Genomic DNA, 25,125 nt, shown 5'->3' with positions numbered 1-25,125 from the left:
GGCGTTATCGCCTGAGGTTATCATTTGCCCACGAAACCGCCTGGGTACGGTTTTTGACAGCTATCTTTTTGAAAAGATTATAAAGATGCGTTTTGACCGTGTTTTCACTGATAAACAGTGAACGTGCGATTTCGATATTAGAGGCGCCGATACGCAGCTTATTCAGGATCTCTTTTTCGCGATGAGTCAGGAGGGCTGACTCACTGCTGTTGTAGCGATAATTACCTGAGTGAGTGATCAGATAACTGGCCAGTTTCTGTGAGAAGTAACATTCTCCCCGCAGGATTCCTTGCAAACCGTTTACGACACGCTCTTCGTCATCCGCTACGTAAAAAACGCCATTGATATGCGGCCAGTTTTCAATATCCCGGTAGGGATAATCATCAGGCGTGTTCAACAATAACGTCTTTAAATTATTGTTTTTCCGACTTAAGTTATCCTGCCAGTAATGGATGAGCTTTTTATTCGCTTCCATCATATCGACTAAAACAATGCAGCTGGAGGAGATATCATCCAGAGAACGCTGAATATTATGCAGTTTTCCGGAGAGGGCCAGAGATTGTTTTAAATGCTGCAATAATGCTGTAGCTTGCAGGGATGGTTTGGTGATCAACAATAATGTATGACCATGAATACTATGGAATTCATTAAACATGATGAAACCCCACTTTTTTAGTCGCACATCTGACAGTTGCCTGCAGAAATGAGGCACCAGAAGTACTGACAGATGTTGCACTGCTGTGTGTAGTAAAATAAGAATCAGCCCGAACGGGGCAAATATTAATACAAATGAACTACAACTGATTTCAATCTAGCCATTACAAATCTTAAAGCAAGTGTTAAACATGTAACAAAATGTAAAAATATATATTAATTTGTTATCTTAAGGCTTTTTTTAAGTTTAGATTTGATAGTAAAGTTGTACATCCAGCCTTTATTGCACAGATTTAAAAAATCATACAAATTATATTAATTCATTGAATGTAAAGTAATAAACACAATTCGCTCTGGTACTTCATCGGTGTGGGAATTGCTCAGTGATGACATTCGCCGGCGTCGTGCATTTTGATGACGAAAAAAACGAGCCTTGTCACGACTTGCTCATCTCTCTCTTCTTCGAGCGTACAACATAGCCTGGAAAGTCCACTTTACAGCCTGCTGACTGACGGCGAGAAAAAGCACTACCGATAATCGTGAAGAAAATAAAATAAGCGCAAATAACAGGCTATTCCTGCCCTGCTTAGTACTTTGGTGTGAGCGAAAATATAAAAATACCACTGGCGGGTGAGTTATTTAAAATGTTTCCGCAGACATACTCTTCATCGTAACGCGACGTTAACAAATTACGTTTAGCGTTAACAGGTAAATTGATGAGAACGTTATTTTCTCGATGTGCGACCAGGTCCAGGGTGACAACATGAAAAACAAATTGTTATTTATGATGTTAACAGTACTGGGTGCGCCTGGAATTGCTTCCGCAACAAGTTATGATTTAGCGCATTCCGAATATAACTTTGCGGTAAATGAATTAAGTAAGTCTTCATTTAATCAGGCAGCCATTATTGGTCAAGTGGGCACGAATAATAGTGCAAAGATACGCCAGGAGGGCTCTAAACTTTTGTCGGTAGTTTCACAAGAAGGTGGAAGTAACCGGGCCAAAGTTGACCAATCAGGAGCTTATAATTTTGCGTATGTTGCTCAGTCGGGTCATTCCAATGATGCCAGTATATCGCAAAGTAATTACGGTAATACTGCGATGATTATCCAGAAAGGTTCTGGAAATAAAGCAAATATTACTCAGTATGGTACGCAAAAAACAGCAGTTGTAGTGCAGAGACAGTCGCAAATGGCAATTCGCGTTATTCAACGCTAATCCATTGACGACGCTTAAATCAATCCGATGGGGGTTTACCATGAAACTTTTACAAGTGGCAGCATTTGCAGCAATCGTGGTTTCTGGCAGTGCTCTGGCTGGTTCTGTTCCGCAATGGGGCGGCGGCGGCGGCGGGAGCAGTTCCGGCCCGGAATCGACCCTGAGCATTTATCAGTCAGGGGTCAACAACGCCGCGCTTGCGCTGCAAAGCGACGCTCGTAAATCTGATACGACCATTCATCAGAATGGCTTTGGTAACGGCGCCGACGTGGGCCAGGGCTCAGATAACAGCACCATCGATCTGACTCAAAACGGCTTCAAAAACAACGCCACCATCGATCAGTGGAACGGCAAAAATTCGGACATTACTGTGAGCCAGTATGGTGGACATAACGCCGCGCTGGTGAACCAGACTGCGTCCGATTCCAGCGTTCTGGTGCATCAGGTTGGTTTTGGCAACAACGCCACCGCTAATCAGTACTAATTCAGTTTATGTGCTGACGATAAACAGGGCGAAAGCCCTGTTTTTTTTCGGGAGGACATCATGAACACCTTATTACTCCTTGCGGCGCTCTCTAATCAGATAACGTTTGCAACCACCCAGCAAGGCGACATTTACACAATTACGCCGCAGGTCACCCTGACACAACCCTGTGTGTGCCAGGTGCAGATTTTAGCCCTTCGTGACGGTGTGGCGGGGCAAAGTCAGTCACGACAGAAAAAGACCCTGTCTCTGCCCGCTAATCAGGCCATTGATTTGACCAGACTCAGTTTAAATATCTCTGCACAAGACACCGTCAAAATCGTGGTTACGGTTTCTGACGGCCAGTCTCTGCATTTATCGCAACAGTGGCCGCCCTCTGTGAAATCGTCATAACTGACTGACAATTAATGCGTCGATGCTGGCAGAAGCGAGGTGGCTGAACTATGAATAGAGTGACGCGGAATGCGTGACTCCCGGGCCTGTCGCCGTCAGGGAATACATCACCCCTCAAGGATGAATACTCATTGAGGAAAGCATCATGCTGTTATCTGTCACGCGTAAAACAAGCCTTCCGCTGCTCGCGCTTCTTGCCCTGTTTTCTTTTACCGCAATGGCGGATGCGGGAGGACAGGGCGGGGTGATTCATTTCACCGGTCAAATCGTAGAACCGCCCTGCAATGTGAGTCTGGAGCAACAACGCCTTGCAATGTCGTGCTATAACACGGGGCGCACGCAAACCCGCTATTACTCACCCCAGGAACTGCTAAAAGCACCACAACACTTCAAGCAGATCGCCGCAGTTAACTTGCACTATCTGGATGAGAAGAAAAAACTGGCGGTGATGGACATCAGCTACCGCTAAACAGGTCATTCAGACAAACAGACGAAAAAAGCGATTTCAGGGTATCCCCTGCTGTACACTTACAGAATAGAGTGACGCAAGGAGGTTCTATGGAATCGCGTATTCATGTTATCCAGGGGGATATCACCACGGTCGCGGTTGATGTCATCGTCAATGCCGCTAACGCCTCGCTGATGGGGGGCGGAGGTGTTGATGGGGCAATCCATCGCGCTGCGGGCCCCGCCTTACTGGAAGCCTGCATGAAAGTCAGACAGCAGCAGGGCGAGTGCCCGACGGGCCATGCGGTGATCACGCTTGCCGGAAACCTCCCCGCTAAAGCGGTCATTCATACCGTCGGCCCGGTCTGGCGTGGCGGCGAGCATAACGAAGCGCAACTGCTACAGGATGCGTACGTTAATAGCCTGAATCTGGCGCTGGCCAATGGCTACGCGTCCATTGCCTTTCCGGCAATCAGTACCGGAGTTTACGGCTATCCGCGAGCCGCCGCCGCTGAAATTGCGCTAAAAACCGTTTCGGAATTTATTACCCGCCGCGCTTTGCCTGAGCAGATATACTTTGTCTGTTATGATGACGAAACAACCCGACTCTACCAGCGTCTACTTACCCAACAAGGCGATGAATGAGCTGACTCGCCTCGCCCGCGCCACGCGTCCTCTGTGCGACAATCACCCCGGAGAGTGCGGCATTCTTGCGCTCGATAACAGTCTGGACGCCTTTGCCGCCCGTTACCGGCTGGCGGAAATGGCGGAGCGCACGCTGGATGTTCAGTACTATATCTGGGAAGACGACATGTCCGGGCGACTGCTGTTCGCTGTTCTTCTGGCGGCGGCGAAACGTGGTGTCCATGTGCGCCTGTTGCTTGATGACAACAACACGCCAGGGCTGGATGACACTCTGCAACTGCTCGATGCCCATCCCAACATTGAAGTTCGCCTGTTTAATCCTTTCTCTTTTCGCATGCTACGGATGCTGGGTTATCTGACCGATTTCGCCAGGCTAAACCGACGGATGCATAACAAAAGCTATACCGCAGACGGTGTTGTCACCCTGGTGGGCGGGCGAAACATTGGCGATGCCTATTTTGGCGCGGGCGAGGAGCCGCTGTTCTCCGATCTGGACGTGATGGCCATCGGACCCGTCGTCAGGGAGGTTGCTGAGGATTTTGAACGCTACTGGCATTGCGCGTCGGTTTCGACGTTGAAATCGGTACTGGCACTTTCCGAGCAAGAGATCACCGAACGCATTGAGCTACCCGACGCCTGGTACAACGATCCCATCACCCGTCGATATCAGCATAAACTGAAAACCAGCCCGTTTATGACCCATCTCGATCGCGGAACGCTACCGCTTATCTGGGCGAAGACCCGGCTGTTAAGTGACGATCCCTTAAAAGGCCAGGGGAAAGCGCAGCGCCACTCTTTACTGCCACAACGACTGTTTGACGTGATGGGTTCGCCGACGGAGCGGATTGACATTATTTCTGCCTATTTTGTCCCGACCCGTGCAGGCGTCGCGCAGTTGCTGAAACTGGTGCGTAAAGGCGTCAAAATTGCGATTCTCACCAATTCATTAGCCGCCAATGATGTCGCGGTGGTACATGCCGGATATGCGCGCTGGCGGAAGAAACTACTGCGTTATGGTGTCGAGCTCTATGAACTGAAGCCGACCCGTGAACGTCAGGTGGTACTGCACGACAGGGGGCTTACGGGGAACTCCGGTTCCAGCCTGCATGCCAAAACGTTCAGTATTGACGGGCGTAAGGTGTTTATTGGTTCACTGAATTTTGATCCCCGTTCCACGTTGCTGAACACGGAAATGGGATTTGTGATTGAAAGCGAGACGCTGGCGACGCTTATCCATAACCGGTTCATTGAGAGTCAACGCGATGCGGCCTGGCAATTACGCCTCGATCGCTGGGGGCGAATTAACTGGGTGGATCGGCAGCAGGACGAAGAACTGGTGTTAAAAAAAGAACCCGCCACAGGATTCTGGAAGCGGGTTCTGGTGCGACTGGCGACGCTATTGCCTGTCGAGTGGCTGCTTTAACGTGGTCGCAGGTATTAGCCGGTCACTTTTTTGCTTTGTTCCTGTCTGACCGGCGGTTTGCCGGAGAACAGGAATTTAAGCAGCGGAATGCGCAAATGAATCTCATACAATACCAGTGCGATGCCAACCACAAAGATCAGCCCGCAGATAAAGCCCAACAGATTCGAGGTAATATGTGGCGTAATATAGGCGCCGAAAAACAGTGTTAACGGATGGTGTACCAGATAAATAAACAGTGACGCATTCACAAAATAGGTGACGCGGGCTGACTGGAAATTGAGTAAACGGTGGCCGAGAGAAAACACCACATTGACCATCCATAATCCTAGCACCATGGTGATGACATATTCCGTTTCGTACATCCATGCATCGCCACTGCCGTAGCGCTGATTCAGCAAATAGGCGATGAAAGCGAAAGCCGCCGCCAGCGTACATCCCCGGGAAGGGGTGGTGAAAAGCGCTTTAAGCTCAGGTGAGATAAAGGCCAGCGCACCCAGCATAAAGAAAGGCACATAAAAAAGCGTTTGCATCACCACGAAATTAAACAAGCCGTCGCTAAGAATGGGTGGGTAAACAATGAACAGCGTCCGCCGTATCACCGCATAACCAATACCCAGTAAGAAGAAGATGAGCGTCAGTTTGCCCATCGACACGGCGGCCAGCCGTTTTTTTTCCGCTTTCACCAGGTTTTTTCGCATCCGGGTAAATATCCACAGACTGACGGTTGTTAATACCACCAGAACCAGTAAAAACCACAGATGAGAAATTAATTCCCAGGCCAGCGTGTTGTATTTTTCATACAGTGAGAGCGTTTGCCAACTGTCGGCTTTTCCTTTGACGTATTGCAGCATAATAAATTGCGGCAATGTCAGCAGGGGAATAGCCGTAAGCATCGGAATGCCTACGCGCTCAACGCGTACTTTCCACCAGCGTTTCAATGGATAACGCAGGAATAACATGTACGAAAAATAACCGGAAATAACGAAAAAGACCTGCATCCGGAATGAATGGATAAAATCGTTAAACAGAGTCAGCCACCATGAGGGCTCGGCGCTGTTCACATGCCAGGTATGGCCGGAATAGATCAATGAGATATGGAAGGGAATACCCAACAACATCAGCCAGGCGCGGATGGAGTCAAGAAAATATTCACGCTGTGCGGGTACGGGATTCATAAAGGTTTTCGTATTCTCAGATTCTCAGACTAATCGTCTTATCGGTAAGGCGTTTACTCGTTACAGTCGGTGGCAACCCTACACCAAGTACAACGACCTGTCTCCAGGATAAGCACGCAAAGTGAAAAAGGGCCCGGCGAGGCGTCTAAACCATGAGCCAGCGTGCTGAACAATGCAGGGATTCAGTTGTCCTAATGCCTGATTATCCATTAAAATAGATCGGATCGATATAAGCACACAAAGGGGGAAGTGCTTACTAATTATGAAACATAAACCACAAATGATGAAAATGCGTTGGTTGGGTGCGGCAGTTATGTTAACGCTGTACACGTCGTCGGCCTGGGCCTTCTCCATCGATGATGTTGCAAAGCAAGCTCAATCCTTAGCCGGTAAAGGCTATGAGGCGCCAAAAAGTAACTTGCCCTCCGTTTTCCGCGACATGAAATATGCGGACTATCAGCAGATCCAGTTTAATCGCGACAAAGCATACTGGAGTAATCTTAAGACCCCATTCAAGCTCGAGTTCTACCACCAGGGTATGTACTTCGACACGCCGGTCAAAATCAATGAAGTCACGGCAACTACGGTTAAAAGAATCAAATACAGCCCGGACTACTTCAATTTCGGCGACGTTCAGCATGATAAAGACACGGTAAAAGATCTCGGCTTTGCGGGTTTCAAAGTGTTGTACCCGATCAACAGCAAAGACAAAAACGATGAAATCGTCAGCATGCTTGGCGCAAGCTACTTCCGCGTCCTGGGGGCCGGTCAGGTGTATGGCCTTTCTGCGCGCGGTCTGGCTATTGATACCGCGCTGCCTTCAGGTGAAGAATTTCCCCGCTTCCGTGAGTTCTGGATCGAACGTCCAAAACCAACTGACAAGCGCCTGACGATTTATGCCTTACTGGACTCTCCGCGTGCGACCGGGGCCTATCGTTTTGTGATAATCCCTGGGCGTGACACCGTTGTCGACGTGCAGTCGAAAGTCTACCTGCGCGATAAGGTGGGTAAACTGGGCGTGGCGCCGTTAACCAGTATGTTCCTGTATGGGCCAAACCAGCCTTCACCGGCGACGAACTATCGTCCGGAACTGCATGACTCCAACGGTTTGTCGATTCATGCCGGCAACGGTGAATGGATCTGGCGTCCGCTGAATAACCCGAAACACCTCGCGGTGAGCAGTTTTGCGATGGAAAACCCGCAAGGGTTTGGTCTGCTCCAGCGCGGCCGTCAGTTCTCTCGCTTTGAAGATCTCGACGACCGTTACGATCTGCGCCCAAGCGCCTGGATTACACCGAAAGGCGAGTGGGGCAAGGGTAAGATTGAACTGGTTGAAATCCCGACCAATGACGAAACCAACGATAACATCGTCGCTTACTGGACGCCGGATCAACTGCCTGAGCCTGGCAAAGAGATGAACTTTAAATACACCCTGACGTTCAGCCGCGATGAAGACAAACTTCATGCGCCAGATAACGCCTGGGTGCAGCAGACGCGTCGTTCAACCGGCGATGTCAAACAGTCTAATCTCATTCGCCAGCCTGACGGCACGATCGCCTTCGTGGTGGACTTCACCGGCACGGACATGAAAAAACTGCCGCAGGATACCCCGGTCACCGCGCAAACCAGCATTGGCGACAACGGCGAGATCGTGGAAACAACAGTCCGTTACAACCCGATCACCAAAGGTTGGCGTATGACGATGCGCGTGAAAGTGAAAGATGTGAAGAAAACCACTGAAATGCGTGCGGCATTAGTCAATGCCGATCAGACGTTGAGTGAAACCTGGAGCTACCAGTTACCTGCCAATGAATAAGACAACTGAGTACATTGACGCCATGCCGCTCTCGGAGATCGAGAAAGCGGCATTGCCGACAACTGACATCCGCGCAGTGCATGAAGCGCTGGATGCCGAGCATCGCCGTTACTCGCGAGAAGACGATTCACCGCAGGGTTCTGTCAAAGCGCGTCTGCAACAAGCCTGGCCAGACTCGCTGGGCGAAGGGCAGTTGATCAAAGATGACGAAGGGCGCGATCAGCTTCAGGCAATGCCTAAAGCCAAACGTTCTTCGATGTTTCCCGATCCCTGGCGCACCAACCCGGTTGGGCGTTTCTGGGATCGTCTGCGTGGACGTGACGTTACGCCGCGCTATCTCGCGCGTCTGACGAAAGAAGAACAGGAAAGCGAGCAGAAGTGGCGTACCGTTGGCACCCTTCGTCGCTATACGCTGCTGCTGCTGACGCTGGCGCAGACGGTCGTCGCGACCTGGTACATGAAGACGATTCTGCCGTATCAGGGCTGGGCGCTGATCAATCCGGCGGATATGGTTGGGCAGGACCTGTGGGTCTCCTTCATGCAGTTGCTGCCGTACATGCTGCAAACCGGTATTTTAATCCTCTTTGCGGTGCTGTTCTGCTGGGTTTCCGCCGGGTTCTGGACCGCGTTGATGGGCTTCCTGCAACTGCTGATTGGTCGCGATAAGTACAGTATTTCGGCGTCAACGGTCGGTGACGAACCGCTGAATCCGCAGCACCGTACCGCGCTGATTATGCCTATCTGTAATGAAGACGTTGATCGTGTTTTTGCTGGCCTGCGCGCGACATGGGAATCAGTAAAAGCGACCGGCAACGGCGAACATTTCGATGTCTATATTCTTAGCGACAGCTACAACCCCGATATCTGCGTTGCTGAACAAAAGGCGTGGATGGAGCTGATTGCAGAAGTGCAGGGCGAAGGACAGATTTTCTATCGCCGTCGTCGCCGTCGTGTGAAGCGTAAAAGCGGTAACATTGATGACTTCTGCCGTCGCTGGGGCAGCCAGTACAGTTACATGGTGGTGCTGGATGCTGACTCGGTGATGACCGGTGAGTGTCTGAGTGGTCTGGTGCGTCTGATGGAAGCGAACCCGAACGCCGGGATCATTCAGTCATCGCCGAAGGCGTCCGGCATGGACACCTTGTATGCGCGCTGTCAGCAGTTTGCGACGCGCGTATACGGACCGCTGTTCACCGCGGGTTTGCACTTCTGGCAGTTGGGTGAGTCCCATTACTGGGGGCACAACGCCATCATCCGCGTGAAGCCGTTTATCGAACACTGTGCGCTGGCGCCGCTGCCGGGTGAAGGCTCTTTCGCCGGTTCCATCCTGTCGCACGACTTCGTGGAAGCGGCATTAATGCGTCGAGCCGGGTGGGGCGTGTGGATTGCTTACGATCTGCCCGGTTCCTATGAAGAACTTCCGCCGAACCTGCTGGATGAGCTGAAGCGTGACCGGCGCTGGTGTCATGGCAACCTGATGAACTTCCGTCTGTTCCTTGTAAAAGGGATGCATCCGGTTCACCGCGCCGTGTTCCTGACCGGGGTGATGTCTTATCTCTCCGCGCCGCTGTGGTTTATGTTCCTCGCGCTGTCGACCGCGCTGCAGGTAGTCCATGCGCTTACCGAGCCGCAATACTTCCTGCAACCGCGCCAGCTGTTCCCGGTCTGGCCGCAGTGGCGTCCTGAACTGGCGATAGCCCTGTTTGCCTCGACAATGGTGCTGCTGTTCCTGCCGAAGTTGCTGAGTATTCTGCTCATCTGGTGTAAAGGCACCAAAGAGTACGGTGGTTTTATTCGCGTAACGCTGTCGCTGCTGCTGGAGGTGTTGTTCTCCGTCTTGCTGGCGCCGGTGCGTATGTTGTTCCACACCGTCTTCGTGGTGAGCGCCTTCCTGGGCTGGGAAGTGGTGTGGAACTCGCCGCAGCGTGACGATGACTCTACGCCGTGGGGCGAAGCGTTTATGCGTCATGGTTCGCAACTGCTGCTGGGTCTGGTATGGGCGGTCGGTATGGCGTGGCTGGATCTGCGTTTCCTGTTCTGGCTGGCACCGATTGTCTTCTCGCTGATCCTGTCACCGTTTGTTTCGGTGATCTCCAGCCGTTCAACGGTCGGTTTGCGTACCAAACGCTGGAAGCTGTTCCTGATCCCGGAAGAATATTCGCCGCCGCAGGTGCTGGTGGATACCGACAAGTATCTGGTGATGAACCGCAACCGCTCGCTTGACGATGGCTTCATGCACGCGGTGTTTAACCCATCGTTTAACGCGCTGGCCACTGCGATGGCGACGGCACGTCACCGTGCAAGCCAGGTACTGGAGATTGCCCGCGATCGTCACGTTGAGCAGGCGCTGAACGAGACCCCGGAAAAACTGAATCGCGACCGTCGTCTGGTACTGCTAAGCGATCCGGTGACGATGGCGCGTTTGCACTATCGTGTCTGGAATTCGCCAGAGAAGTATTCATCGTGGGTGAGTTATTATCAGGGTATCACCCTGAACCCACAGACGCTGAAGACGCCGTAAGCGCCACCCGGCGAAATCATCTGAAAAATACCGGCTTGCGCCGGTATTTTTTTATACTGAAGAAAACGATTAATGAGGTATCACGTGCGAATCGTAGCGGTGGGCATCATGGTGATGCTGTTAAGCGGGTGCGGCAGCATTATCAGCCGGACAATCCCCGGACAGGGGCATGGCAACCAGTACTATCCGGGAGTGCAGTGGGATGTCCGGGATTCAGCATGGCGTTATGTCACTATCCTCGATCTGCCGTTCTCGCTGGTGTTTGACACGCTGCTGTTGCCGCTGGACATGCATCACGGCCCTTACGAGTAATTACCGTTCATCCCATTCATCGGCTGCGGTTTGACCCTCTTCGGTATCCAGCGGGGGCTCAAGCTGAAATTCGCCTTCATCCCATTCATGCAGTGTATTCTCTTCCAGCCACTCCTGGCGGATCTCTATCTCATCATAGTCGCCGTCAAAGACACTTTGCGCGGCCTCGCCACTGAGCATCGGCAGGCACTCGCCTTCTTCGCCTTCATCGGCAAAAAACTCGACCTGCCACATGATGTCGCCATCCTGTAGCACGTACTTCTGCACGTTGAACTGCTGTACATTGGCTTCGTCCTGTTCAAGCTCAGGATGGTCCGCCATAAATTCTTCACGGGCTGAGTCAATGGCTTCTTCCAGCGTTGCATACATGGTCATCTGAGTCTCCCTTTGATTTGATGAGGTAATCAGGGAAAGAATAGCTGATTCTCCGGTTATGCAAGTATGAATGCTGAAAAATCATCCCGCTGTTCGCGTGAGAGCACGACGGCGCAGGCTGTTCCAGGAATAAATGGCGTTAAACAATACCACCCCGGCAGTGACCAGGAAGACGGCACGGAAGCCGTAGTTAGCGGAAATCGCTGCTCCCATGAGCGGGCCGGTGACGTTGCCGATATCGCGGAACGACTGGTTATAACTAAAGATGCGCCCGGCGATTTGGTTTGTGGAGTTATAGACCAGCAGCGTTTGTACCGCCGGCAGCAGCGCGCCGTCGGCAGCGCCCAGTAAAAAGCGCAGTACCGCCAGTTGCCACGGGGTCTGCACAAAAGACATCGGGATCAGCAGCAGAACGGAGAAGATTAGCGCCACAATGAGGATTTTCTCCGGTCCGATACGGTCGCCCAGCTTGCCTAATCTTGGCGCACTGAGCAATGCGGCGACGCCAGGTACGGAGGCAATCATCCCGCTAATAAACGCAATATTGCTGACGTTACCCGCCAGCTCCCGCACATAGAGGGTCAAAATCGGTGCAATGGAACCGGTCGCGACCTGAATAATCAGCGTGGTGACGAACAGGCTCAGCACCAGTTTCGGGTTTTTAAGCGTAGCAACCACTTCCCGGACGCGCAGCATCTCTTTCTTGCTGATGGGTTTGAAGTTTTCGCGAATAAAAAACAGCGTCAGTAAGAAACAGATCAGCAGTACCGTCGCGGTGATGAAGAAAACCGGGCGCAGGCCGTACTGGTCGGCAAGCAGGCCGCCCGCTAACGGGCCGAGTAATGCACCGCTGACGCCGCCGGTAGAGAGCGTTCCCAGCGCCCAACCGCTTTTATTGCGTGGAACCTGGGTGGCGATGAGGGCGTTGGCGTTGGGAATGAATCCGCCCAGCAACCCGAGCAGCGCGCGCAGCACCAGAAACTGCCAGATATTCTGCGCAAGGCCCATTAGCAGCATCACTATTGCCATCCCCAGCGCAGAGCGCAGCAGCATAATCTTTCTGCCTTTACGGTCGGCAAGCCCGCCCCAGAAGGGAGAGGCGATCGCAGAGAAAAGAAACGTAATACTAAAGACCAGTCCGGACCACATGTTGAGCGCACTGTGGCCCGTTACGCCGAGTTGTTCGACATAAAGTGGTAAAAATGGCATCACCAGGCTAAATGCGGCGCCGGTTAAGAAACAGCCGAGCCAGGTGACAGTGAGATTACGTTTCCAGTTTATGGGAGTATCAGAGGGTGACATAGCGATCCGCGTGTGATGCGCTGTTGGCGCGATCGGGCAAAAAACGAATATAAATTAAGCATATTCATTATGCGCCTGGATGCAGAGGGTCGCAATGTGGGGAGCTTTTATCGCTAAAAACGGTGAGAAAGCAGCCCAAAAGGGGCTGCTATGCAGGATTTAATAACGGGTAGGTACGCCAGCAGGACGTGTTTTGAAGCGGCGATGTAGCCACATGTACTGTTCTGGCGCCATCATGATGCACTTCTCAACAATCTTGTTCATCCAGGCGGCGGTGGTCTCTGCGTCATCCAGCGGCGGTGAACATTCTGGCGGTAACATAATCAGCTGGTAGCCTTTGCCATCGGGCTTGCGACGCGGTACAAACGGCACCAGGCAGGCATTAGACATTCGCGCCAACATCCAGGTGCCGGAGGTGGTGGCTGCTTGTTCAACGGCAAAAAGCGGGACGAACACGCTGGCGCGCGGGCCATAATCGTGGTCCGGCGCATACCAGACCACTTCGCCTTTCTTCAGCGCCTTAATCATCCCTTTCAGATCCTTGCGATCGAGCATGGATTTGTTTGAGCGCATACGACCCCAGGTCTGGAGCCAGTCGATCAAGGGATTATCATTCGGGCGATAAACGCCGATGCCAGGTTCCTGCAAACCGAACTGACGCGCACCGAGTTCCAGGGTTAAAAAGTGCAGCCCCACCAGCAAAATACCGCGCTGCTGAGCCTGAACGTCACGAATATGCTCCATGCCGATCACTTCGGTCCAGCGGGCAATGCGACGATCGGACCAGAACCAGGCCATCCCGGTTTCCAGCAGGCCCATACCGACGGATTCAAAATTTTTAACCACCATCGCATGGCGGTCACGCTCACTCATTTCAGGGAAACAGAGCTCGAGGTTACGATATGCAATTTTCGTCCGCCGCTTCATCAGACGATACGCCAGGTGACCGATCATATGACCAAGGCGATAGAGTATCGGATAGGGCAACTGCACGACCAACCAAAGTGCGCCAATACCGAGCCAGGTTAACCAATACCGTGGATGCAGTAGTGCTGCGGAGAACTTAGGTAAATTCGTCATGTCTTTCCTGTTGTATACCTTAAACGGGCAATTATCTGTATTGTTGCATTTTTTCGCCGTCAGAAAAAATTTGTGGCTCCGGAATGGCGATAAATTCAGCAAATGTTGTTAATTTTTTAGTTTGAAGAAAGAAATGTAGCGCAAAATGTATGGATGTAAATTGGCGCGGATTGCTATATGATGCCGCCGATTCTGATTTCACCTGCCGCAGGACCCGTACACCATGCCAGTGTTACATAACCGTATTTCCAATGATGCCCTCAAAGCCCGGATGTTGGCTGAAACTGAGCCGCGCACGACCATTTCGTTCTACAAATATTTTACCATCGCAGACCCGCAGGCCACACGCGATGCGTTGTATCAAAAGTTAACCGCGCTGAATGTTTTCGGTCGCATCTATCTGGCGCATGAAGGGATTAACGCCCAAATCAGCGTACCGCAAAGTCAGGTAGAGACGTTCCGCCAGCAGCTGTACGCCTTTGATCCGGCACTTGACGGCGTGCGTCTGAACATTGCGCTGGAAGATGACGGGAAATCCTTCTGGGTGCTGCGAATGAAAGTGCGTGAGCGGATTGTGGCGGATGGCATTGAGGACCCGAGTTTTGATGCCAGCGATGTCGGCGACTATCTCAAGGCCGCGGAAGTGAACGCGATGCTCGACGACCCGGATGCGCTGTTCATTGATATGCGTAACCACTACGAATACGAAGTGGGCCATTTTGAGAACGCGCTGGAAATCCCGGCCGACACGTTCCGCGAGCAGTTACCCAAAGCGGTCGAAATGATGCAGGAACACAAAGATAAAAAGATTGTGATGTACTGTACCGGCGGTATTCGCTGCGAAAAAGCCAGCGCCTGGATGAAGCACAATGGCTTCAGTAAAGTGTGGCACATTGAAGGCGGTATCATTGAATATGCACGCAAGGCCCGCGAGCAGGGGTTACCGGTACGTTTCATCGGCAAAAACTTTGTGTTTGATGAGCGCATGGGTGAGCGTATTTCAGATGAGGTGATTGCGCATTGTCATCAATGCGGCGCGCCGTGCGACAGCCACACCAACTGTAAAAATGACGGCTGCCATCTGCTGTTTATTCAGTGCCCGGCATGTGCGCAAAAGTACAACGGCTGCTGTAGCGAGATCTGTTGCGAAGAGAGCGCATTACCTGAAGAAGAGCAACGTCGCCTGCGCGCAGGACGCGAGAACGGCAATAAAATCTTCAACAAGTCGCGTGGACGACTGAATACGAAACTGGGTATTCCGGATCCTGCCGAGTAATGGTGTGGCCGGATGGCGGCGACAACATCGCCATCCGGCATCATTCCTCGTTTACTTCTGCTGTACGCCTTCAACTGAGATAATCAACTCCACTTCCTGCGAGGCAGGACCCAGATCGGTGGTGATGTTGAAATCCTTCAGCTTGATTTTACCTTCGGCTTCGAAGCCTGCGCGTTTACCCCCCCACGGATCGTCACCCTGACCGATCATCTTCGCTTCCAGCGTCACCGGCTTTGTTACGCCGTTTAGCGTCAGATTCCCGGTGATATCCAGTTCGTCACCGTCTTTTTTCACGCTGGTGGAGGTGAAGGTCGCCTGCGGGAATTTCGCGACATTGAGGAAATCAGCGCTGCGAAGGTGTTTATCACGCTCGGCGTGATTGGTATCCACGCTGTTGGTGTTGATCGTCACATTCACTTTATCGGCGGCGGGATCCTTTTCATCAAAGGTAAAGGTTCCGTCGAAGTCTTTGAACGTGCCGTACAACCAGCTGTATCCCAGGTGCTGAATACGGAAATTAACAAAGGCATGTTGTCCTTCTTTGTCAATTTTATAATCCGCCGCGATGGCAGAACCGGTGGTGAACAGCAGAGAGGCGAGAGTTAAACCCAGCAGGCTTTTTTTCATTTTTGAGCTCCATAGTCAGATGACGACTTACCCAACATGCGATTCAGGGTGTCGTCTTTATCGATAAAGTGGTGTTTAAAGGCCATCAGGCCATGCAGAATGGAAAGAATAACGACGGTCCAGGCCAGCCACAGGTGTACGCTTCCGGCGAGATCGGCCTGAACGCCAGCATCCGCGAAGGTGGCCGGGACATCAAACCAGCCGAAAACGCTGATCGGTTTACCGTCCGCCGTCGAGATCAGATAACCGCTGATGACAATGCTAAACAGCAGCAGATATAGCGCGAGATGGCCCAACGCTGCGCCAGCACGGGTCAGGGCCGAATAGCTTTTCAGCGCTTTCGGCGGTGGCGAGATCAGACGCCAGATGACCCGAACGACCAGGCCCATCATCAGCAGGATCCCGATGCTTTTGTGCAATTCCGGTCCCTGGTGATACCAGCCGTCGTAATAGCTCAACGTCACCATCCAGAGACCGAGTGCAAACATCCCGTAGACCACCAACGCGGTTAGCCAGTGAAGCATGGCGGAAATAAAACCATACCGTTGAGGCGTATTTGAAAATTGCATAAAAATTCCATTTCATATTTCAGGATTGAATGAAAATGGCCTGACAGAGACATAAATGCAACTAAAAAATAACACCGGGAGAGAGATTTAACGTTGATTCAATAATTTTGTATTAAGTGTAGATTTTGATTCAACGGATTCGTCAGAAATGACCGATTTATGACGGTTTGTGGGGGGGTAGGGGATGGGTTTTGTCATTCAAAAAAACAAAACAAAAATTAGATAACTTTCAGTTTTTGTCAGTATTTGTCAATGCCGATGGCTCAGTAACACAGGATATAAATAACATCAAGAATCGCCAGCAGCGACCATAAAATAACGTAGAGCATAAAATGCTCGCGAATATTGTTGACCAGATAAAGAAACAGACGACGCATATTGTAATCACCATTAAAAAGGCCTCATTACGAGGCCATTTAACGATTATGCCGTAAATCGGGAGAGTCTGAACGGCGTCAGGTCAAAAGCGGATGGCTTTTCCTGGGCAAAGTCAGCGGCAATTTCACCCAATACGGAGGCAAATTTAAAGCCGTGACCACTCAGCCCGGTCACGATCAGCGTGTTGTCATGGCCGGGCAGCGTGTCGATGATAAAATCTTCATCCGGCGAGTTGTCGTAGGTGCAGGCCGCACCGTGCAGACAGCAACCCACTCCCGGAAGGATATTGCGCAGGAACGGGAATGCTTCAGATCCATCGCTGGCGACGCTGGCAAACGGTTTGCGTTCAGCTTCGGCGTGGATAAGTTGCCCGCCGTTGTGCTTACCGATTTTCAGTTCGTCGTTCTCCGCCGGGAAGCCGTAGTATTGATCGCCGTTGGGCAACTCACCGGTGAAGGCAGGAAACTTATTCTTGATGCTATAGCGGCCATCGGCCTGGTACCAGGCAAACACTTTTCGTACCGGCTGGATGGGAAGCTCGGGGAACAAAGCCTGAACCCAGGTACCGGCGCTCACCAGCGCTTTCTTCGCGCTGTAATCGCCGTCAGCGGTTTCCACAGTGACCCCGCCGTCATCATCATGGTGAATGGCTGTGACCGGGCAGTTGAAGAGTTGAGCGCATCCTGCTTCTTCTGCCAGACGGATCCAGGTTTTGATCGCCAGTTCACTGCGTAAAAAACCGGAATCAGCTTCGAACAGGCCGGTGTAGTCTGCAGGTACGCGGATTTCGGGCCAGCGCGCCATGATGGCGGCGGCATCCAGTTGTTCAACGTTCAGTTGCCACTGTTTTGCGCTGTGCGCGACGTTTGCCAGGAAGGGCGAACCGGCGGGGCCAAGATTGATAACGCCGGAGCGGACGAAAATCGGCTCTTCATTTTGCGTGGAGAGTTCGTCCCATAGCGCCTGCGCACGCAGCACCAGCGGAACGTATTTTTCACCTTCGCCATAGGCGTGGCGGATCAACCGGGTGTCGCCGTGATGACTACCCTGTTGATGCGGTGGCATATGCGCGTCGGTCATCAGAACGTTTAACCCGGCGCGAGTGGCATAATAACCTGCGGCTGCCCCAACGGACCCGCTGCCTATAATGATTAAGTCGTATTTCATCAGTTTCTCTCTGCTGTCGCGTTTGATGCAGAGTAAATAAGTGAAATGCGTAATACAACCCAGAAATAGCAAAGGCACCCCGAAGGTGCCTTTTTAAATGAGAATGTCCGTCTCGTTAATGCCGACGGTATTCGTTGGCCTGGTAATCGCCGGATTCGATTTTGGCTATGCCGGCTTCTAATATCGAAATAAATTGTCTGGCAACATCGGTGGTTAACCAGAGCGTTTGACCGACCTCTGTACCATCGGTTTCGGGACGATTTGGAGTCTGGTAGTGCAAACGCAGCATCAGCGCGTCATAGCTATCTACGGTGCTGATGTCCCATCCCACAAGCGGATGAGTCTGAATGACTTCATTATTCTTTTCCATCATGCCCCCTAATTCGTGTTACAAGACAACGGTTTTCGAGGTTCAATGCGTTTTTATCTGAAGCAACTTCAGTATATCAATAAATAAGGGTATTCACTGAGATTTTAAAGAGGGGGGAGCATAAATTTCTGCAAATTAAGAATTTGTGAGTAATTAATCACCATCTTGTTCATTCTTTTTAAGTATGTTGTGCAATAATTTTGAGTGACTGGTGAAAATATAATCAATTCCGAAGGCAACGGAGAATACTAAATGATGCCGCAAAAAAGATTGCCTTAAAGATGAGAGAAAAAAGCCGGGGCGACCCGGCAAAGAGACTACGGCATAGCATTTTTATTCTTTAATGAACCAGTCGTCAGCGCTTTCCCAGGTTTCCTGAAGAATTTCGCTGATCCGTTCTTTATCTTCTTTCGTCGCGCCAATCACGGACAAATTATTCGCAGCGGCATAACGAACGGTCACGTTACCGCCGTTATCGGGAAAGTGGTGAGTAATACGGCGGGAGAGTTCACCTGCCAGGGCGTCAATAGCACCGGCAGGTAAAGGTGAAGTTTTAGCAATGGTGACTTCAATACGCATAATGGCCCCCTGTTGAATATACTGGTTATTTATACAGTTATCCTGGCCAGGTTACAACAGGCGGCATCGATTTTTTTTACTTTTTAATCGTCCAGCGTACCGTTTCGCCCCCGAGGAACGGCACCAGCGTATCGTCGGTCAGCGCGATGCTCTCCGGTACCTGCTGCTCTTCACGTACCAGTTCAACGAAAGTGTCATTGACCGGCAGGCCGTAGAATCGCGGACCGTTCAGTGAACAAAACGCTTCAAAGTGCGCCAGGGCATTCATCTCTTCAAACACGCTCGCGTAACTCGCCAGTGCCGTTGGCGCGTTAAAACATCCCGCGCAGCCACAGCTCGATTCCTTACGATGACGGGCATGTGGGGCCGAATCGGTGCCGAGGAAGGCACGCTCAAAGCCACTGGCAACCAGCTCACGCAGAGCGTGCTGGTGGACATTGCGTTTCAGAATTGGCAGGCAGTAGAGGTGTGGGCGAATACCGCCAACCAGCATATGGTTACGGTTAAACATCAGGTGCTGCGGTGTAATCGTCGCAGCCAATAATTCATTACCGTCACGGACATACTCCGCCGCATCTTTGGTAGTGATGTGCTCAAAGACCACTTTCAGCCCAGGCAGGCGCTGGCGCAGAGGCTCCATCACCGTCTCAATAAAGCGCGCTTCACGGTCAAAAATATCGATATCGGCGTGGGTGACTTCGCCATGCACCAGCAGCGGCATCCCGAGTTTTTCCATGCGTTCAAGTACTGGCATGATCGCATCAATGGAGGTGACCCCGTGACTGGAGTTGGTAGTGGCGTTTGCCGGATAGAGTTTGGCAGCGGTGAACACGCCTTCGCGAAAGCCGCGTTCCAGTTCAGCGGGATCCAACGTGTCCGTTAAATAGCAGGTCATCAGCGGCGTGAAGGAATGTCCGGCAGGGACCGCATCAAGGATGCGCTGGCGGTAGGCAATTGCCGCATCTACCGTAGTGATCGGCGGCGCCAGGTTAGGCATCACAATCGCACGTGCATAAACATCGCTGGTATACGGCACGACCGTTTTTAACATTTCGCCGTCGCGAAGGTGAAGGTGCCAGTCATCTGGGCGGCGGATCTTTAAAACCTGGGAGGGTGCTGTCATCAATATGCTCCGGCTGGGGGATGTCATTTTTGCCGGAAACAAAGGATAAGGGGAAACGTTTTCGTTTGCACGTAAAAAAAGGCGCCGCAGCGCCTTTGTCATTTAATCGGTGAACGGGATGATGATTTCGCCCGGCTTCACCTCAATGCCTTTGGCGTACTTTTTCGCCAGCGCTTCGCCTTTGCTGCTGTCTTCGCGCAGGACATACGCTGGCTGCTGGTTAAAGTAATTACGCAGTGATTGATTGAGATAAGGCATCAGGGTTTGCAGCACTGACTGCATTTTTTCCGGCGTCACGGTGGCATCCACCACTTCCATTTCCTGCAGGAAGATGGCCCCCTTTTCTTTATTAAAGACTGGCAGCGCTTTCAGTTTTAGCTTAATGGTTGCTTTCTGACTGCCAAACAGCGAATTCATATCCAGCTTTGCATCGCCGGTCAGCGTCACTTTGTTCGGTTCTTCACGACCGATCTGGCTGGAGAGGTTATTGAGGACGATATGCGCATCGGCAACGCCCGGAAGCCCGATATCTTTGGCAAAGTTGTTGCGTTTTTCGAGCGCCTGATTAATTTCTTGTTCGCTTACGGTGTACTGTGTGAGCTGATTACAGCCGGTCAACAGGCCGCCAACTATCAACGCGGCAGCAAAAAAAATCTTCTTCATGGGGTTCCTCTACACGATGCGATCGTCTTAATCCTGACATAACGCAGCATGTGTCACCAGCGCGAACTTCGCCAGTAGAAAAAACTGAAAAAAGCGGCAGCCTGTATGACTCAGCCACCGCCGGTAAACGTTAAATCGCCATTGATGATAACAGATTGATCTGCGTCTGTTTCGCCATATTGTCGCGATAGTCAGCAACCCGTGTCGGCCAGTTGATACCGGCCACCAGTGTCAGATTACGCAACAGGGGAAATAACTGGATGTCGTCTTCGGAAAGCTCACCGTTTACACCATTGGGTTGCACAATGCGCTTATCCAGTGTGCGCAAATCCTCACTGATTTTTTTGGTCAGGCCAGCGGAATGGGCAAGATGGTCGGCAAAACTGCCAATCATCGCCTCTTTTTTCTCAGTAAAGTATTTGCGTGCCGAAGGGGTGGAAAACTCATCAAACGCAGATTTTGCAAAACGCGGCAGCAGCAGGTGATTGGCGTAGCTGTTCACTTTGCGCAGCCACTCGTCAATAGCAGGATTTTTCTTGCCGGTGAGCAGCGGTTTGCCATCCAGTTGATCGACGTAATGGACGATGTCCATGCTTTCCGGTAGATAGCGGCTGTCGTCTTTTTGCAGAATGGGCACCATTTTCTGGCCAATCATTCGGGTTGGGGTTTCGTCATCGTCGTTGGCCAGGACAATCAGTTCGACGGGGATGTTTTTGAGGCCAAAAATCATGCGGGCTTTGATGCAGAAAGGGCAGTGATCGTAAATATAAAGCTTCACGTTTCTCCTCCATTGACTGTCAGTTCCCTTTCAGTATGGAGGAGACACGCACAGGTATCAAATCAGGCGCCGGGTTCCAGCATGCCGCGCGGCGTGCGTTTATGGCTAAACTGCCAGCCCAGCGCCAGGAAAGTGATGAAGCCAATGATCCCCAGCATCATCCAGGGTAACTCGGGTTGCTGGAGCAGTTTCCCCATATCAAACAGCCAGCCGCCGCCGATATACCCGATGGCACCACCTATGGCTAACCCCAGACGGCTAAAGCCCATATAGCTACCGCGCGCACGGGCATCCGACAGCGAGGCGCTGAGCGTTTCACGGGCGGGTTCAGCAATAATCGAACCGATATAGAAAGTGCAAATCAGCGTGAACAACTGCTGCAAGTCACTCACCAACCCCACGGGTAACATGCTCAGTGACATCAGCAGCAGGCCCGCCATCAGGCGATGTTCAAGACGAAACCGTTTCTCACTCCAGCGCGCAATGGGGTAGAGCAGCGTCAGCGAAAGGCAGGCTTCAATGGCATACATCCATTTCACCGCGGAAGGTGAACCGGCGATGTCATTGACCATAATGGGTAGCATCAGCATGACCTGCACCGCCAGCATGTAATAGCCCGCCAGCGTCAGCACATAGGTGACGAAGCGTTTATCACTGAGCACCCGACTCATTCCTTCCCGTACCGGAATACGCACAGTAGAGAGTTTCCACGCGGGCAGCAGCCAGGCGTTAAAGGCTGCGCAGAGCACGAACAATATTGCCCCGGTCGCGCAAACCAGACGGAAGTCATACTGCAACAACCAACTGCCTAACAGCGCGCCGATAACCGCCCCTGCGCTGTCCTGCATCATCAATATTGAGAAGAAGCGACCCCGCTGATGCGGGCGAATCAGCTTCACCACCAATGCCGAGCGCGGCGGATCGAACAGCGTGCCGCCGAGACCGGACAGGAAACAGGAGAACCACAAAAGCCAGGGTTCATGGGCGATCCCCATGGTGGCAAACCCGGCGGCGCGCATCAGCATGCCGGTGACGATCATCGGTTTCGCGCCAAAACGGTCGGCAATCGCGCCGCCAAAAAAGCCCAGTCCCTGTTGAATAAACTGACGCAGACCCAGCGCAATGCCGACCATAACGGCGGCCCAGCCCATTTGGTCGACGAAGCGAATTGAGATCAGCGGGAACACGACGAAAAAGCCCAATACGACCAGCATATTATCGATGAGCAGGAAAGTTTTACCCAGGTTCCTGGCCTGCGAGACACGCGACATTTCCCCTCCCGGGAAACACTCGTCATTCTTCGAGTTGCGCGGAATTTGCGGCATTCGAATGATTGAGAGTAGATAAAGCGAAGTATCTCCTATTCTGCGGCTTTGCTGCCTTTTTGCCCACCCTCGCCGGGACAATATTTTTTTATCAAAAGTCCATCTTGATAGAGAGTTTTCATCAAAATGGCGGAATAATTCAAAAAATGGCAAATTGCACTTTTCACAGGGTGGTTTTGCACAGGTATAGTAAGTCAATCAGGGTGTAACGGCGATTCGGGAAGGAGTAGGAATAAATATGTTTGGCTATCGCAGTAACGTGCCAAAAGTGCGCTTAACCACCGACCGCCTGGTCGTGCGTTTAGTGCATGAGCGTGATGCCTGGCGTCTGGCAGATTATTACGCGGAAAATCGTCATTTCTTAAAACCCTGGGAACCGATTCGTGATGAAAGCCACTGCTATCCCTCCGGCTGGCAGGCGCGGCTGAGCATGATTGCCGAATTTCATAAGCAAGGTTCCGCCTATTACTTTGCGCTGCTGGACCCGGATGAAAAAGAGGTCATTGGGGTAGCGAATTTTTCTAACGTGGTGCGGGGGTCTTTCCATGCCTGCTATCTGGGGTATTCCATTGCGCAGAAATGGCAGGGGCAGGGGCTGATGTTTGAAGCGCTGACCGCCGCGATTCGTTATATGCAACGCACGCAACATATTCATCGCATTATGGCGAATTACATGCCGCACAATAAACGCAGCGGTGATTTACTGGCGCGACTTGGCTTTGAAAAAGAAGGCTACGCAAAAGATTATCTGTTGATTGACGGGCAATGGCGCGACCACGTGCTGACGGCGTTAACGACATCAGAATGGACCGCAGGTCGGTGAGGACACCCTATGAAATATGAATTAACTGCCGCTGAAGCCCGTGTGATTGGCTGTCTGCTCGAAAAACAGGTCACGACGCCTGAGCAATATCCGCTCTCCGTAAATGGCGTGGTCACCGCCTGCAATCAGAAAACCAACCGTGAACCGGTGATGAATATGGCGGAGCACGAGGTGCAGGAGCACCTCGACAATCTGGTGAAGCGCCATTTTCTGCGCACGGTCAGCGGCTTTGGTAGCCGCGTCACCAAGTATGAGCAGCGTTTCTGTAACTCGGAGTTTGGCAACCTGAAATTGAGCTCCGCGGAGGTGGCGCTGGTGACGACACTGCTGCTACGCGGTGCGCAGACGCCGGGCGAATTGCGCAGTCGCGCCTCGCGAATGTATGAGTTCAGCGATATGGCGGAAGTCGAGGCAACGCTGGAACGCCTGGCAACGCGGGAAGACGGCCCTTATGTCGTCCGTCTGGCGCGCGAACCGGGTAAGCGTGAAAGCCGTTATATGCATCTGTTCTGTGGCGCCGTGCAGGAGCCGGTTGCCCTGGCCGATGAGCCACAGGCGGTGACGGGAGATCTACAGGCCCGCGTCGAGGTGCTGGAAAGCGAAGTCGCCGCGCTGAAACAGCGCCTCGAGTCGCTACTGGAACATCTGGGAGAATAACGTGACAACATTACGTATCGGGGTGGTGGGGCTTGGGGGCATCGCCCAGAAGGCCTGGTTACCCGTGCTTGGCGCCGCCAGCGACTGGACGCTACAGGCCGCCTGGTCGCCGTCGCGTGAAAAAGCGGAGAAAATCTGCGCAGCCTGGCGCATTCCGTATGCCGGTTCGCTGACCGATCTTGCCGCGGGCTGCGACGCGGTGTTTGTCCACTCCAGCACGGCAACCCATTACGCCGTCGTCAGTGAACTACTCAATGCCGGCGTTCATGTCTGCGTTGATAAGCCGCTGGCGGAAAATTTACGTGATGCTGAGCGGCTGGTGGCGTTAGCGGCGAAGAAAAATCTGACGCTGATGGTCGGTTTCAATCGTCGCTTTGCGCCACGGTACCGAGAGCTGAAGACGGAACTGGGGACGGCGGCGTCTCTGCGGATGGATAAACACCGTAGCGACAGCGTGGGGCCTCACGATCTGCGGTTCACGCTGCTGGATGATTATTTGCATGTCGTTGACACCGCACTGTGGCTGGCGGGCGGCAACGCCCAGCTCAGCAGCGGGACGCTACAAACCAACGACGCGGGCGAGATGCTGTATGCAGAGCACCATTTCGCGACCAGTCAGTTGCAAATCACCACCAGTATGCATCGCCGGGCGGGCAGTCAGCGAGAGAGCGTACAGGCGGTGACCGATGGCGGGCTGATTGACGTGACGGATATGCGCGAGTGGCGTGAAGAGCGCGGGCAGGGTGTCTTGCACAAACCGGTTCCTGGCTGGCAAACCACGCTTGAACAGCGTGGATTCGTGGGGTGCGCACGCCATTTTGTGGAATGTGTACAAAATCAGACGGTTCCGGAAACCGCGGGCGAGCAGGCGATCCTTGCCCAGCGCGTGGTGGAAAAGCTGTGGCGCGAGGCGATGAGCGAATAATCGCCTGTAACATCTGGCG

The 25,125-nt window shown here is 52.3% G+C and carries 28 protein-coding genes; 13 read left to right on the top strand and 15 right to left on the bottom strand.

Going from position 1 to position 25,125, the window contains the following annotated elements:
• Positions 1-4: 4 nt before the first annotated feature.
• Positions 5-655, bottom strand: a complete 651-nt coding sequence (gene csgD, locus OGW13_RS22290) for a biofilm master transcriptional regulator CsgD (RefSeq protein ID WP_287116488.1) — start codon at positions 653-655, stop codon at positions 5-7.
• 762 nt (positions 656-1,417) lie between these two features.
• Here csgD and csgB point away from each other — a divergent pair.
• The 6 genes from csgB (at position 1,418) to OGW13_RS22260 (ending at position 5,265) form a co-directional block, all read left to right on the top strand.
• Positions 1,418-1,873 (top strand): curli minor subunit CsgB, encoded by a 456-nt coding sequence (gene csgB / locus OGW13_RS22285; protein ID WP_043001954.1) that lies wholly within the window; start codon positions 1,418-1,420, stop codon positions 1,871-1,873.
• A 40-nt stretch (positions 1,874-1,913) separates the two neighbouring features.
• On the top strand, positions 1,914-2,357 hold the full coding sequence (csgA, locus tag OGW13_RS22280) for a curli major subunit CsgA (protein WP_287116487.1): 444 nt from the start codon (positions 1,914-1,916) through the stop codon (positions 2,355-2,357).
• A gap of 60 nt (positions 2,358-2,417) precedes the next feature.
• Positions 2,418-2,750 (top strand): curli assembly chaperone CsgC, encoded by a 333-nt coding sequence (gene csgC / locus OGW13_RS22275; protein WP_043001026.1) that lies wholly within the window; start codon positions 2,418-2,420, stop codon positions 2,748-2,750.
• Between the two features lie 145 nt (positions 2,751-2,895).
• Positions 2,896-3,219, top strand: a complete 324-nt coding sequence (locus OGW13_RS22270; RefSeq protein ID WP_043001025.1) for a YmdA family protein — start codon at positions 2,896-2,898, stop codon at positions 3,217-3,219.
• An 89-nt stretch (positions 3,220-3,308) separates the two neighbouring features.
• The gene (gene ymdB, locus OGW13_RS22265; protein ID WP_058587917.1) at positions 3,309-3,842 is read left to right on the top strand and encodes an O-acetyl-ADP-ribose deacetylase; all 534 of its coding nucleotides are present in this window, start codon (positions 3,309-3,311) and stop codon (positions 3,840-3,842) included.
• On the top strand, positions 3,784-5,265 hold the full coding sequence (locus tag OGW13_RS22260; RefSeq protein ID WP_044266054.1) for a phospholipase D family protein: 1,482 nt from the start codon (positions 3,784-3,786) through the stop codon (positions 5,263-5,265). Before ymdB ends, OGW13_RS22260 begins: the two co-directional genes overlap by 59 nt.
• Before the next feature lie 14 nt (positions 5,266-5,279).
• Here the strand turns inward: OGW13_RS22260 and mdoC are convergent, their stop codons facing one another.
• The gene (gene mdoC / locus OGW13_RS22255; RefSeq protein ID WP_054176591.1) at positions 5,280-6,440 is read right to left on the bottom strand and encodes a glucans biosynthesis protein MdoC; all 1,161 of its coding nucleotides are present in this window, start codon (positions 6,438-6,440) and stop codon (positions 5,280-5,282) included.
• A 280-nt stretch (positions 6,441-6,720) separates the two neighbouring features.
• On the opposite strand from mdoC, the gene mdoG reads away from it, so the two are divergent.
• From mdoG to OGW13_RS22240, 3 genes are all read left to right on the top strand, one after another.
• The gene (gene mdoG, locus OGW13_RS22250; RefSeq protein WP_080343312.1) at positions 6,721-8,256 is read left to right on the top strand and encodes a glucans biosynthesis protein MdoG; all 1,536 of its coding nucleotides are present in this window, start codon (positions 6,721-6,723) and stop codon (positions 8,254-8,256) included.
• The gene (mdoH, locus tag OGW13_RS22245; protein ID WP_043001021.1) at positions 8,249-10,777 is read left to right on the top strand and encodes a glucans biosynthesis glucosyltransferase MdoH; all 2,529 of its coding nucleotides are present in this window, start codon (positions 8,249-8,251) and stop codon (positions 10,775-10,777) included. The genes mdoG and mdoH overlap by 8 nt, the downstream gene beginning before the upstream one ends.
• 72 nt (positions 10,778-10,849) lie before the next feature.
• Positions 10,850-11,089: a YceK/YidQ family lipoprotein gene (locus OGW13_RS22240; RefSeq protein WP_192927005.1), complete on the top strand. Its 240-nt coding sequence runs from the start codon at positions 10,850-10,852 to the stop codon at positions 11,087-11,089.
• Here the strand turns inward: OGW13_RS22240 and OGW13_RS22235 are convergent, their stop codons facing one another.
• From OGW13_RS22235 to OGW13_RS22225, 3 genes are all read right to left on the bottom strand, one after another.
• Positions 11,090-11,464 (bottom strand): MysB family protein, encoded by a 375-nt coding sequence (locus OGW13_RS22235; protein WP_043001020.1) that lies wholly within the window; start codon positions 11,462-11,464, stop codon positions 11,090-11,092.
• Positions 11,465-11,545: 81 nt separating this feature from the next.
• The gene (gene mdtG / locus OGW13_RS22230) at positions 11,546-12,766 is read right to left on the bottom strand and encodes a multidrug efflux MFS transporter MdtG (protein WP_043001019.1); all 1,221 of its coding nucleotides are present in this window, start codon (positions 12,764-12,766) and stop codon (positions 11,546-11,548) included.
• 159 nt (positions 12,767-12,925) lie between these two features.
• The gene (locus OGW13_RS22225) at positions 12,926-13,846 is read right to left on the bottom strand and encodes a Kdo(2)-lipid IV(A) acyltransferase (protein ID WP_043001018.1); all 921 of its coding nucleotides are present in this window, start codon (positions 13,844-13,846) and stop codon (positions 12,926-12,928) included.
• Positions 13,847-14,069: 223 nt separating this feature from the next.
• On the opposite strand from OGW13_RS22225, the gene trhO reads away from it, so the two are divergent.
• Positions 14,070-15,122, top strand: a complete 1,053-nt coding sequence (gene trhO / locus OGW13_RS22220) for an oxygen-dependent tRNA uridine(34) hydroxylase TrhO (protein ID WP_044258040.1) — start codon at positions 14,070-14,072, stop codon at positions 15,120-15,122.
• A gap of 51 nt (positions 15,123-15,173) precedes the next feature.
• On the opposite strand, the gene OGW13_RS22215 is transcribed toward trhO, so the two are convergent.
• The 10 genes from OGW13_RS22215 to mdtH form a co-directional block, all read right to left on the bottom strand.
• A complete protein-coding gene (locus tag OGW13_RS22215; RefSeq protein ID WP_043001016.1) occupies positions 15,174-15,749 on the bottom strand; it encodes a YceI family protein in 576 nt (191 codons plus the stop codon).
• A complete protein-coding gene (locus OGW13_RS22210) occupies positions 15,746-16,318 on the bottom strand; it encodes a cytochrome b (RefSeq protein ID WP_044258037.1) in 573 nt (190 codons plus the stop codon). The genes OGW13_RS22215 and OGW13_RS22210 overlap by 4 nt, the downstream gene beginning before the upstream one ends.
• Positions 16,319-16,581: 263 nt before the next feature.
• On the bottom strand, positions 16,582-16,695 hold the full coding sequence (locus tag OGW13_RS22205) for a YceO family protein (protein ID WP_044258036.1): 114 nt from the start codon (positions 16,693-16,695) through the stop codon (positions 16,582-16,584).
• A gap of 46 nt (positions 16,696-16,741) precedes the next feature.
• Positions 16,742-17,863, bottom strand: coding sequence for an N-methyl-L-tryptophan oxidase (gene solA, locus OGW13_RS22200; RefSeq protein ID WP_054176592.1), 1,122 nt, complete (start codon positions 17,861-17,863; stop codon positions 16,742-16,744).
• Between the two features lie 115 nt (positions 17,864-17,978).
• Entirely contained in the window at positions 17,979-18,233 is a 255-nt protein-coding gene (gene bssS / locus OGW13_RS22195) for a biofilm formation regulator BssS (RefSeq protein ID WP_043001951.1), read from the bottom strand.
• A 333-nt stretch (positions 18,234-18,566) separates the two neighbouring features.
• Positions 18,567-18,812, bottom strand: coding sequence for a DNA damage-inducible protein I (gene dinI, locus OGW13_RS22190; protein WP_054176593.1), 246 nt, complete (start codon positions 18,810-18,812; stop codon positions 18,567-18,569).
• Between the two features lie 76 nt (positions 18,813-18,888).
• Positions 18,889-19,935, bottom strand: coding sequence for a dihydroorotase (pyrC, locus tag OGW13_RS22185; protein ID WP_043001012.1), 1,047 nt, complete (start codon positions 19,933-19,935; stop codon positions 18,889-18,891).
• A 102-nt stretch (positions 19,936-20,037) separates the two neighbouring features.
• The gene (locus tag OGW13_RS22180) at positions 20,038-20,598 is read right to left on the bottom strand and encodes a lipoprotein (protein WP_043001011.1); all 561 of its coding nucleotides are present in this window, start codon (positions 20,596-20,598) and stop codon (positions 20,038-20,040) included.
• A 130-nt stretch (positions 20,599-20,728) separates the two neighbouring features.
• Positions 20,729-21,376: a glutaredoxin 2 gene (gene grxB, locus OGW13_RS22175; RefSeq protein WP_043001010.1), complete on the bottom strand. Its 648-nt coding sequence runs from the start codon at positions 21,374-21,376 to the stop codon at positions 20,729-20,731.
• Positions 21,377-21,438: 62 nt separating this feature from the next.
• The gene (mdtH, locus tag OGW13_RS22170) at positions 21,439-22,647 is read right to left on the bottom strand and encodes a multidrug efflux MFS transporter MdtH (protein ID WP_287116486.1); all 1,209 of its coding nucleotides are present in this window, start codon (positions 22,645-22,647) and stop codon (positions 21,439-21,441) included.
• A gap of 292 nt (positions 22,648-22,939) precedes the next feature.
• On the opposite strand from mdtH, the gene rimJ reads away from it, so the two are divergent.
• The 3 genes from rimJ to OGW13_RS22155 are packed head-to-tail and all read left to right on the top strand — an operon-like array spanning position 22,940 to position 25,106.
• On the top strand, positions 22,940-23,524 hold the full coding sequence (gene rimJ / locus OGW13_RS22165) for a ribosomal protein S5-alanine N-acetyltransferase (RefSeq protein ID WP_043001008.1): 585 nt from the start codon (positions 22,940-22,942) through the stop codon (positions 23,522-23,524).
• 9 nt (positions 23,525-23,533) lie between these two features.
• A complete protein-coding gene (locus OGW13_RS22160; protein WP_044266033.1) occupies positions 23,534-24,181 on the top strand; it encodes a YceH family protein in 648 nt (215 codons plus the stop codon).
• Position 24,182: 1 nt separating this feature from the next.
• Positions 24,183-25,106 (top strand): Gfo/Idh/MocA family protein, encoded by a 924-nt coding sequence (locus OGW13_RS22155; protein ID WP_043001006.1) that lies wholly within the window; start codon positions 24,183-24,185, stop codon positions 25,104-25,106.
• Positions 25,107-25,125 lie beyond the last annotated feature (19 nt).

This window comes from Citrobacter sp. Ca225 (assembly GCF_030337175.1).
Lineage (GTDB): Bacteria > Pseudomonadota > Gammaproteobacteria > Enterobacterales > Enterobacteriaceae > Citrobacter_A > Citrobacter_A amalonaticus.
The sequence above is the reverse complement of the archived record's forward strand: the minus strand, read 5'-3'. Positions and strand labels throughout refer to the sequence as shown.

Excerpts from the sequence above, each read along its gene's own strand:
- csgD (WP_287116488.1), bottom strand. The coding sequence starts at position 655 with ATGTTTAATGAATTCCATAGTATTCATGGTCATACATTATTGTTGATC.
- csgB (WP_043001954.1), top strand. The coding sequence starts at position 1,418 with ATGAAAAACAAATTGTTATTTATGATGTTAACAGTACTGGGTGCGCCT.
- csgA (WP_287116487.1), top strand. The coding sequence starts at position 1,914 with ATGAAACTTTTACAAGTGGCAGCATTTGCAGCAATCGTGGTTTCTGGC.
- csgC (WP_043001026.1), top strand. The coding sequence starts at position 2,418 with ATGAACACCTTATTACTCCTTGCGGCGCTCTCTAATCAGATAACGTTT.
- OGW13_RS22270 (WP_043001025.1), top strand. The coding sequence starts at position 2,896 with ATGCTGTTATCTGTCACGCGTAAAACAAGCCTTCCGCTGCTCGCGCTT.
- ymdB (WP_058587917.1), top strand. The coding sequence starts at position 3,309 with ATGGAATCGCGTATTCATGTTATCCAGGGGGATATCACCACGGTCGCG.
- OGW13_RS22260 (WP_044266054.1), top strand. The coding sequence starts at position 3,784 with ATGATGACGAAACAACCCGACTCTACCAGCGTCTACTTACCCAACAAG.
- mdoC (WP_054176591.1), bottom strand. The coding sequence starts at position 6,440 with ATGAATCCCGTACCCGCACAGCGTGAATATTTTCTTGACTCCATCCGC.
- mdoG (WP_080343312.1), top strand. The coding sequence starts at position 6,721 with ATGATGAAAATGCGTTGGTTGGGTGCGGCAGTTATGTTAACGCTGTAC.
- mdoH (WP_043001021.1), top strand. The coding sequence starts at position 8,249 with ATGAATAAGACAACTGAGTACATTGACGCCATGCCGCTCTCGGAGATC.
- OGW13_RS22240 (WP_192927005.1), top strand. The coding sequence starts at position 10,850 with ATGAGGTATCACGTGCGAATCGTAGCGGTGGGCATCATGGTGATGCTG.
- OGW13_RS22235 (WP_043001020.1), bottom strand. The coding sequence starts at position 11,464 with ATGACCATGTATGCAACGCTGGAAGAAGCCATTGACTCAGCCCGTGAA.
- mdtG (WP_043001019.1), bottom strand. The coding sequence starts at position 12,766 with ATGTCACCCTCTGATACTCCCATAAACTGGAAACGTAATCTCACTGTC.
- OGW13_RS22225 (WP_043001018.1), bottom strand. The coding sequence starts at position 13,846 with ATGACGAATTTACCTAAGTTCTCCGCAGCACTACTGCATCCACGGTAT.
- trhO (WP_044258040.1), top strand. The coding sequence starts at position 14,070 with ATGCCAGTGTTACATAACCGTATTTCCAATGATGCCCTCAAAGCCCGG.
- OGW13_RS22215 (WP_043001016.1), bottom strand. The coding sequence starts at position 15,749 with ATGAAAAAAAGCCTGCTGGGTTTAACTCTCGCCTCTCTGCTGTTCACC.
- OGW13_RS22210 (WP_044258037.1), bottom strand. The coding sequence starts at position 16,318 with ATGCAATTTTCAAATACGCCTCAACGGTATGGTTTTATTTCCGCCATG.
- OGW13_RS22205 (WP_044258036.1), bottom strand. The coding sequence starts at position 16,695 with ATGCGTCGTCTGTTTCTTTATCTGGTCAACAATATTCGCGAGCATTTT.
- solA (WP_054176592.1), bottom strand. The coding sequence starts at position 17,863 with ATGAAATACGACTTAATCATTATAGGCAGCGGGTCCGTTGGGGCAGCC.
- bssS (WP_043001951.1), bottom strand. The coding sequence starts at position 18,233 with ATGGAAAAGAATAATGAAGTCATTCAGACTCATCCGCTTGTGGGATGG.
- dinI (WP_054176593.1), bottom strand. The coding sequence starts at position 18,812 with ATGCGTATTGAAGTCACCATTGCTAAAACTTCACCTTTACCTGCCGGT.
- pyrC (WP_043001012.1), bottom strand. The coding sequence starts at position 19,935 with ATGACAGCACCCTCCCAGGTTTTAAAGATCCGCCGCCCAGATGACTGG.
- OGW13_RS22180 (WP_043001011.1), bottom strand. The coding sequence starts at position 20,598 with ATGAAGAAGATTTTTTTTGCTGCCGCGTTGATAGTTGGCGGCCTGTTG.
- mdtH (WP_287116486.1), bottom strand. The coding sequence starts at position 22,647 with ATGTCGCGTGTCTCGCAGGCCAGGAACCTGGGTAAAACTTTCCTGCTC.
- rimJ (WP_043001008.1), top strand. The coding sequence starts at position 22,940 with ATGTTTGGCTATCGCAGTAACGTGCCAAAAGTGCGCTTAACCACCGAC.
- OGW13_RS22160 (WP_044266033.1), top strand. The coding sequence starts at position 23,534 with ATGAAATATGAATTAACTGCCGCTGAAGCCCGTGTGATTGGCTGTCTG.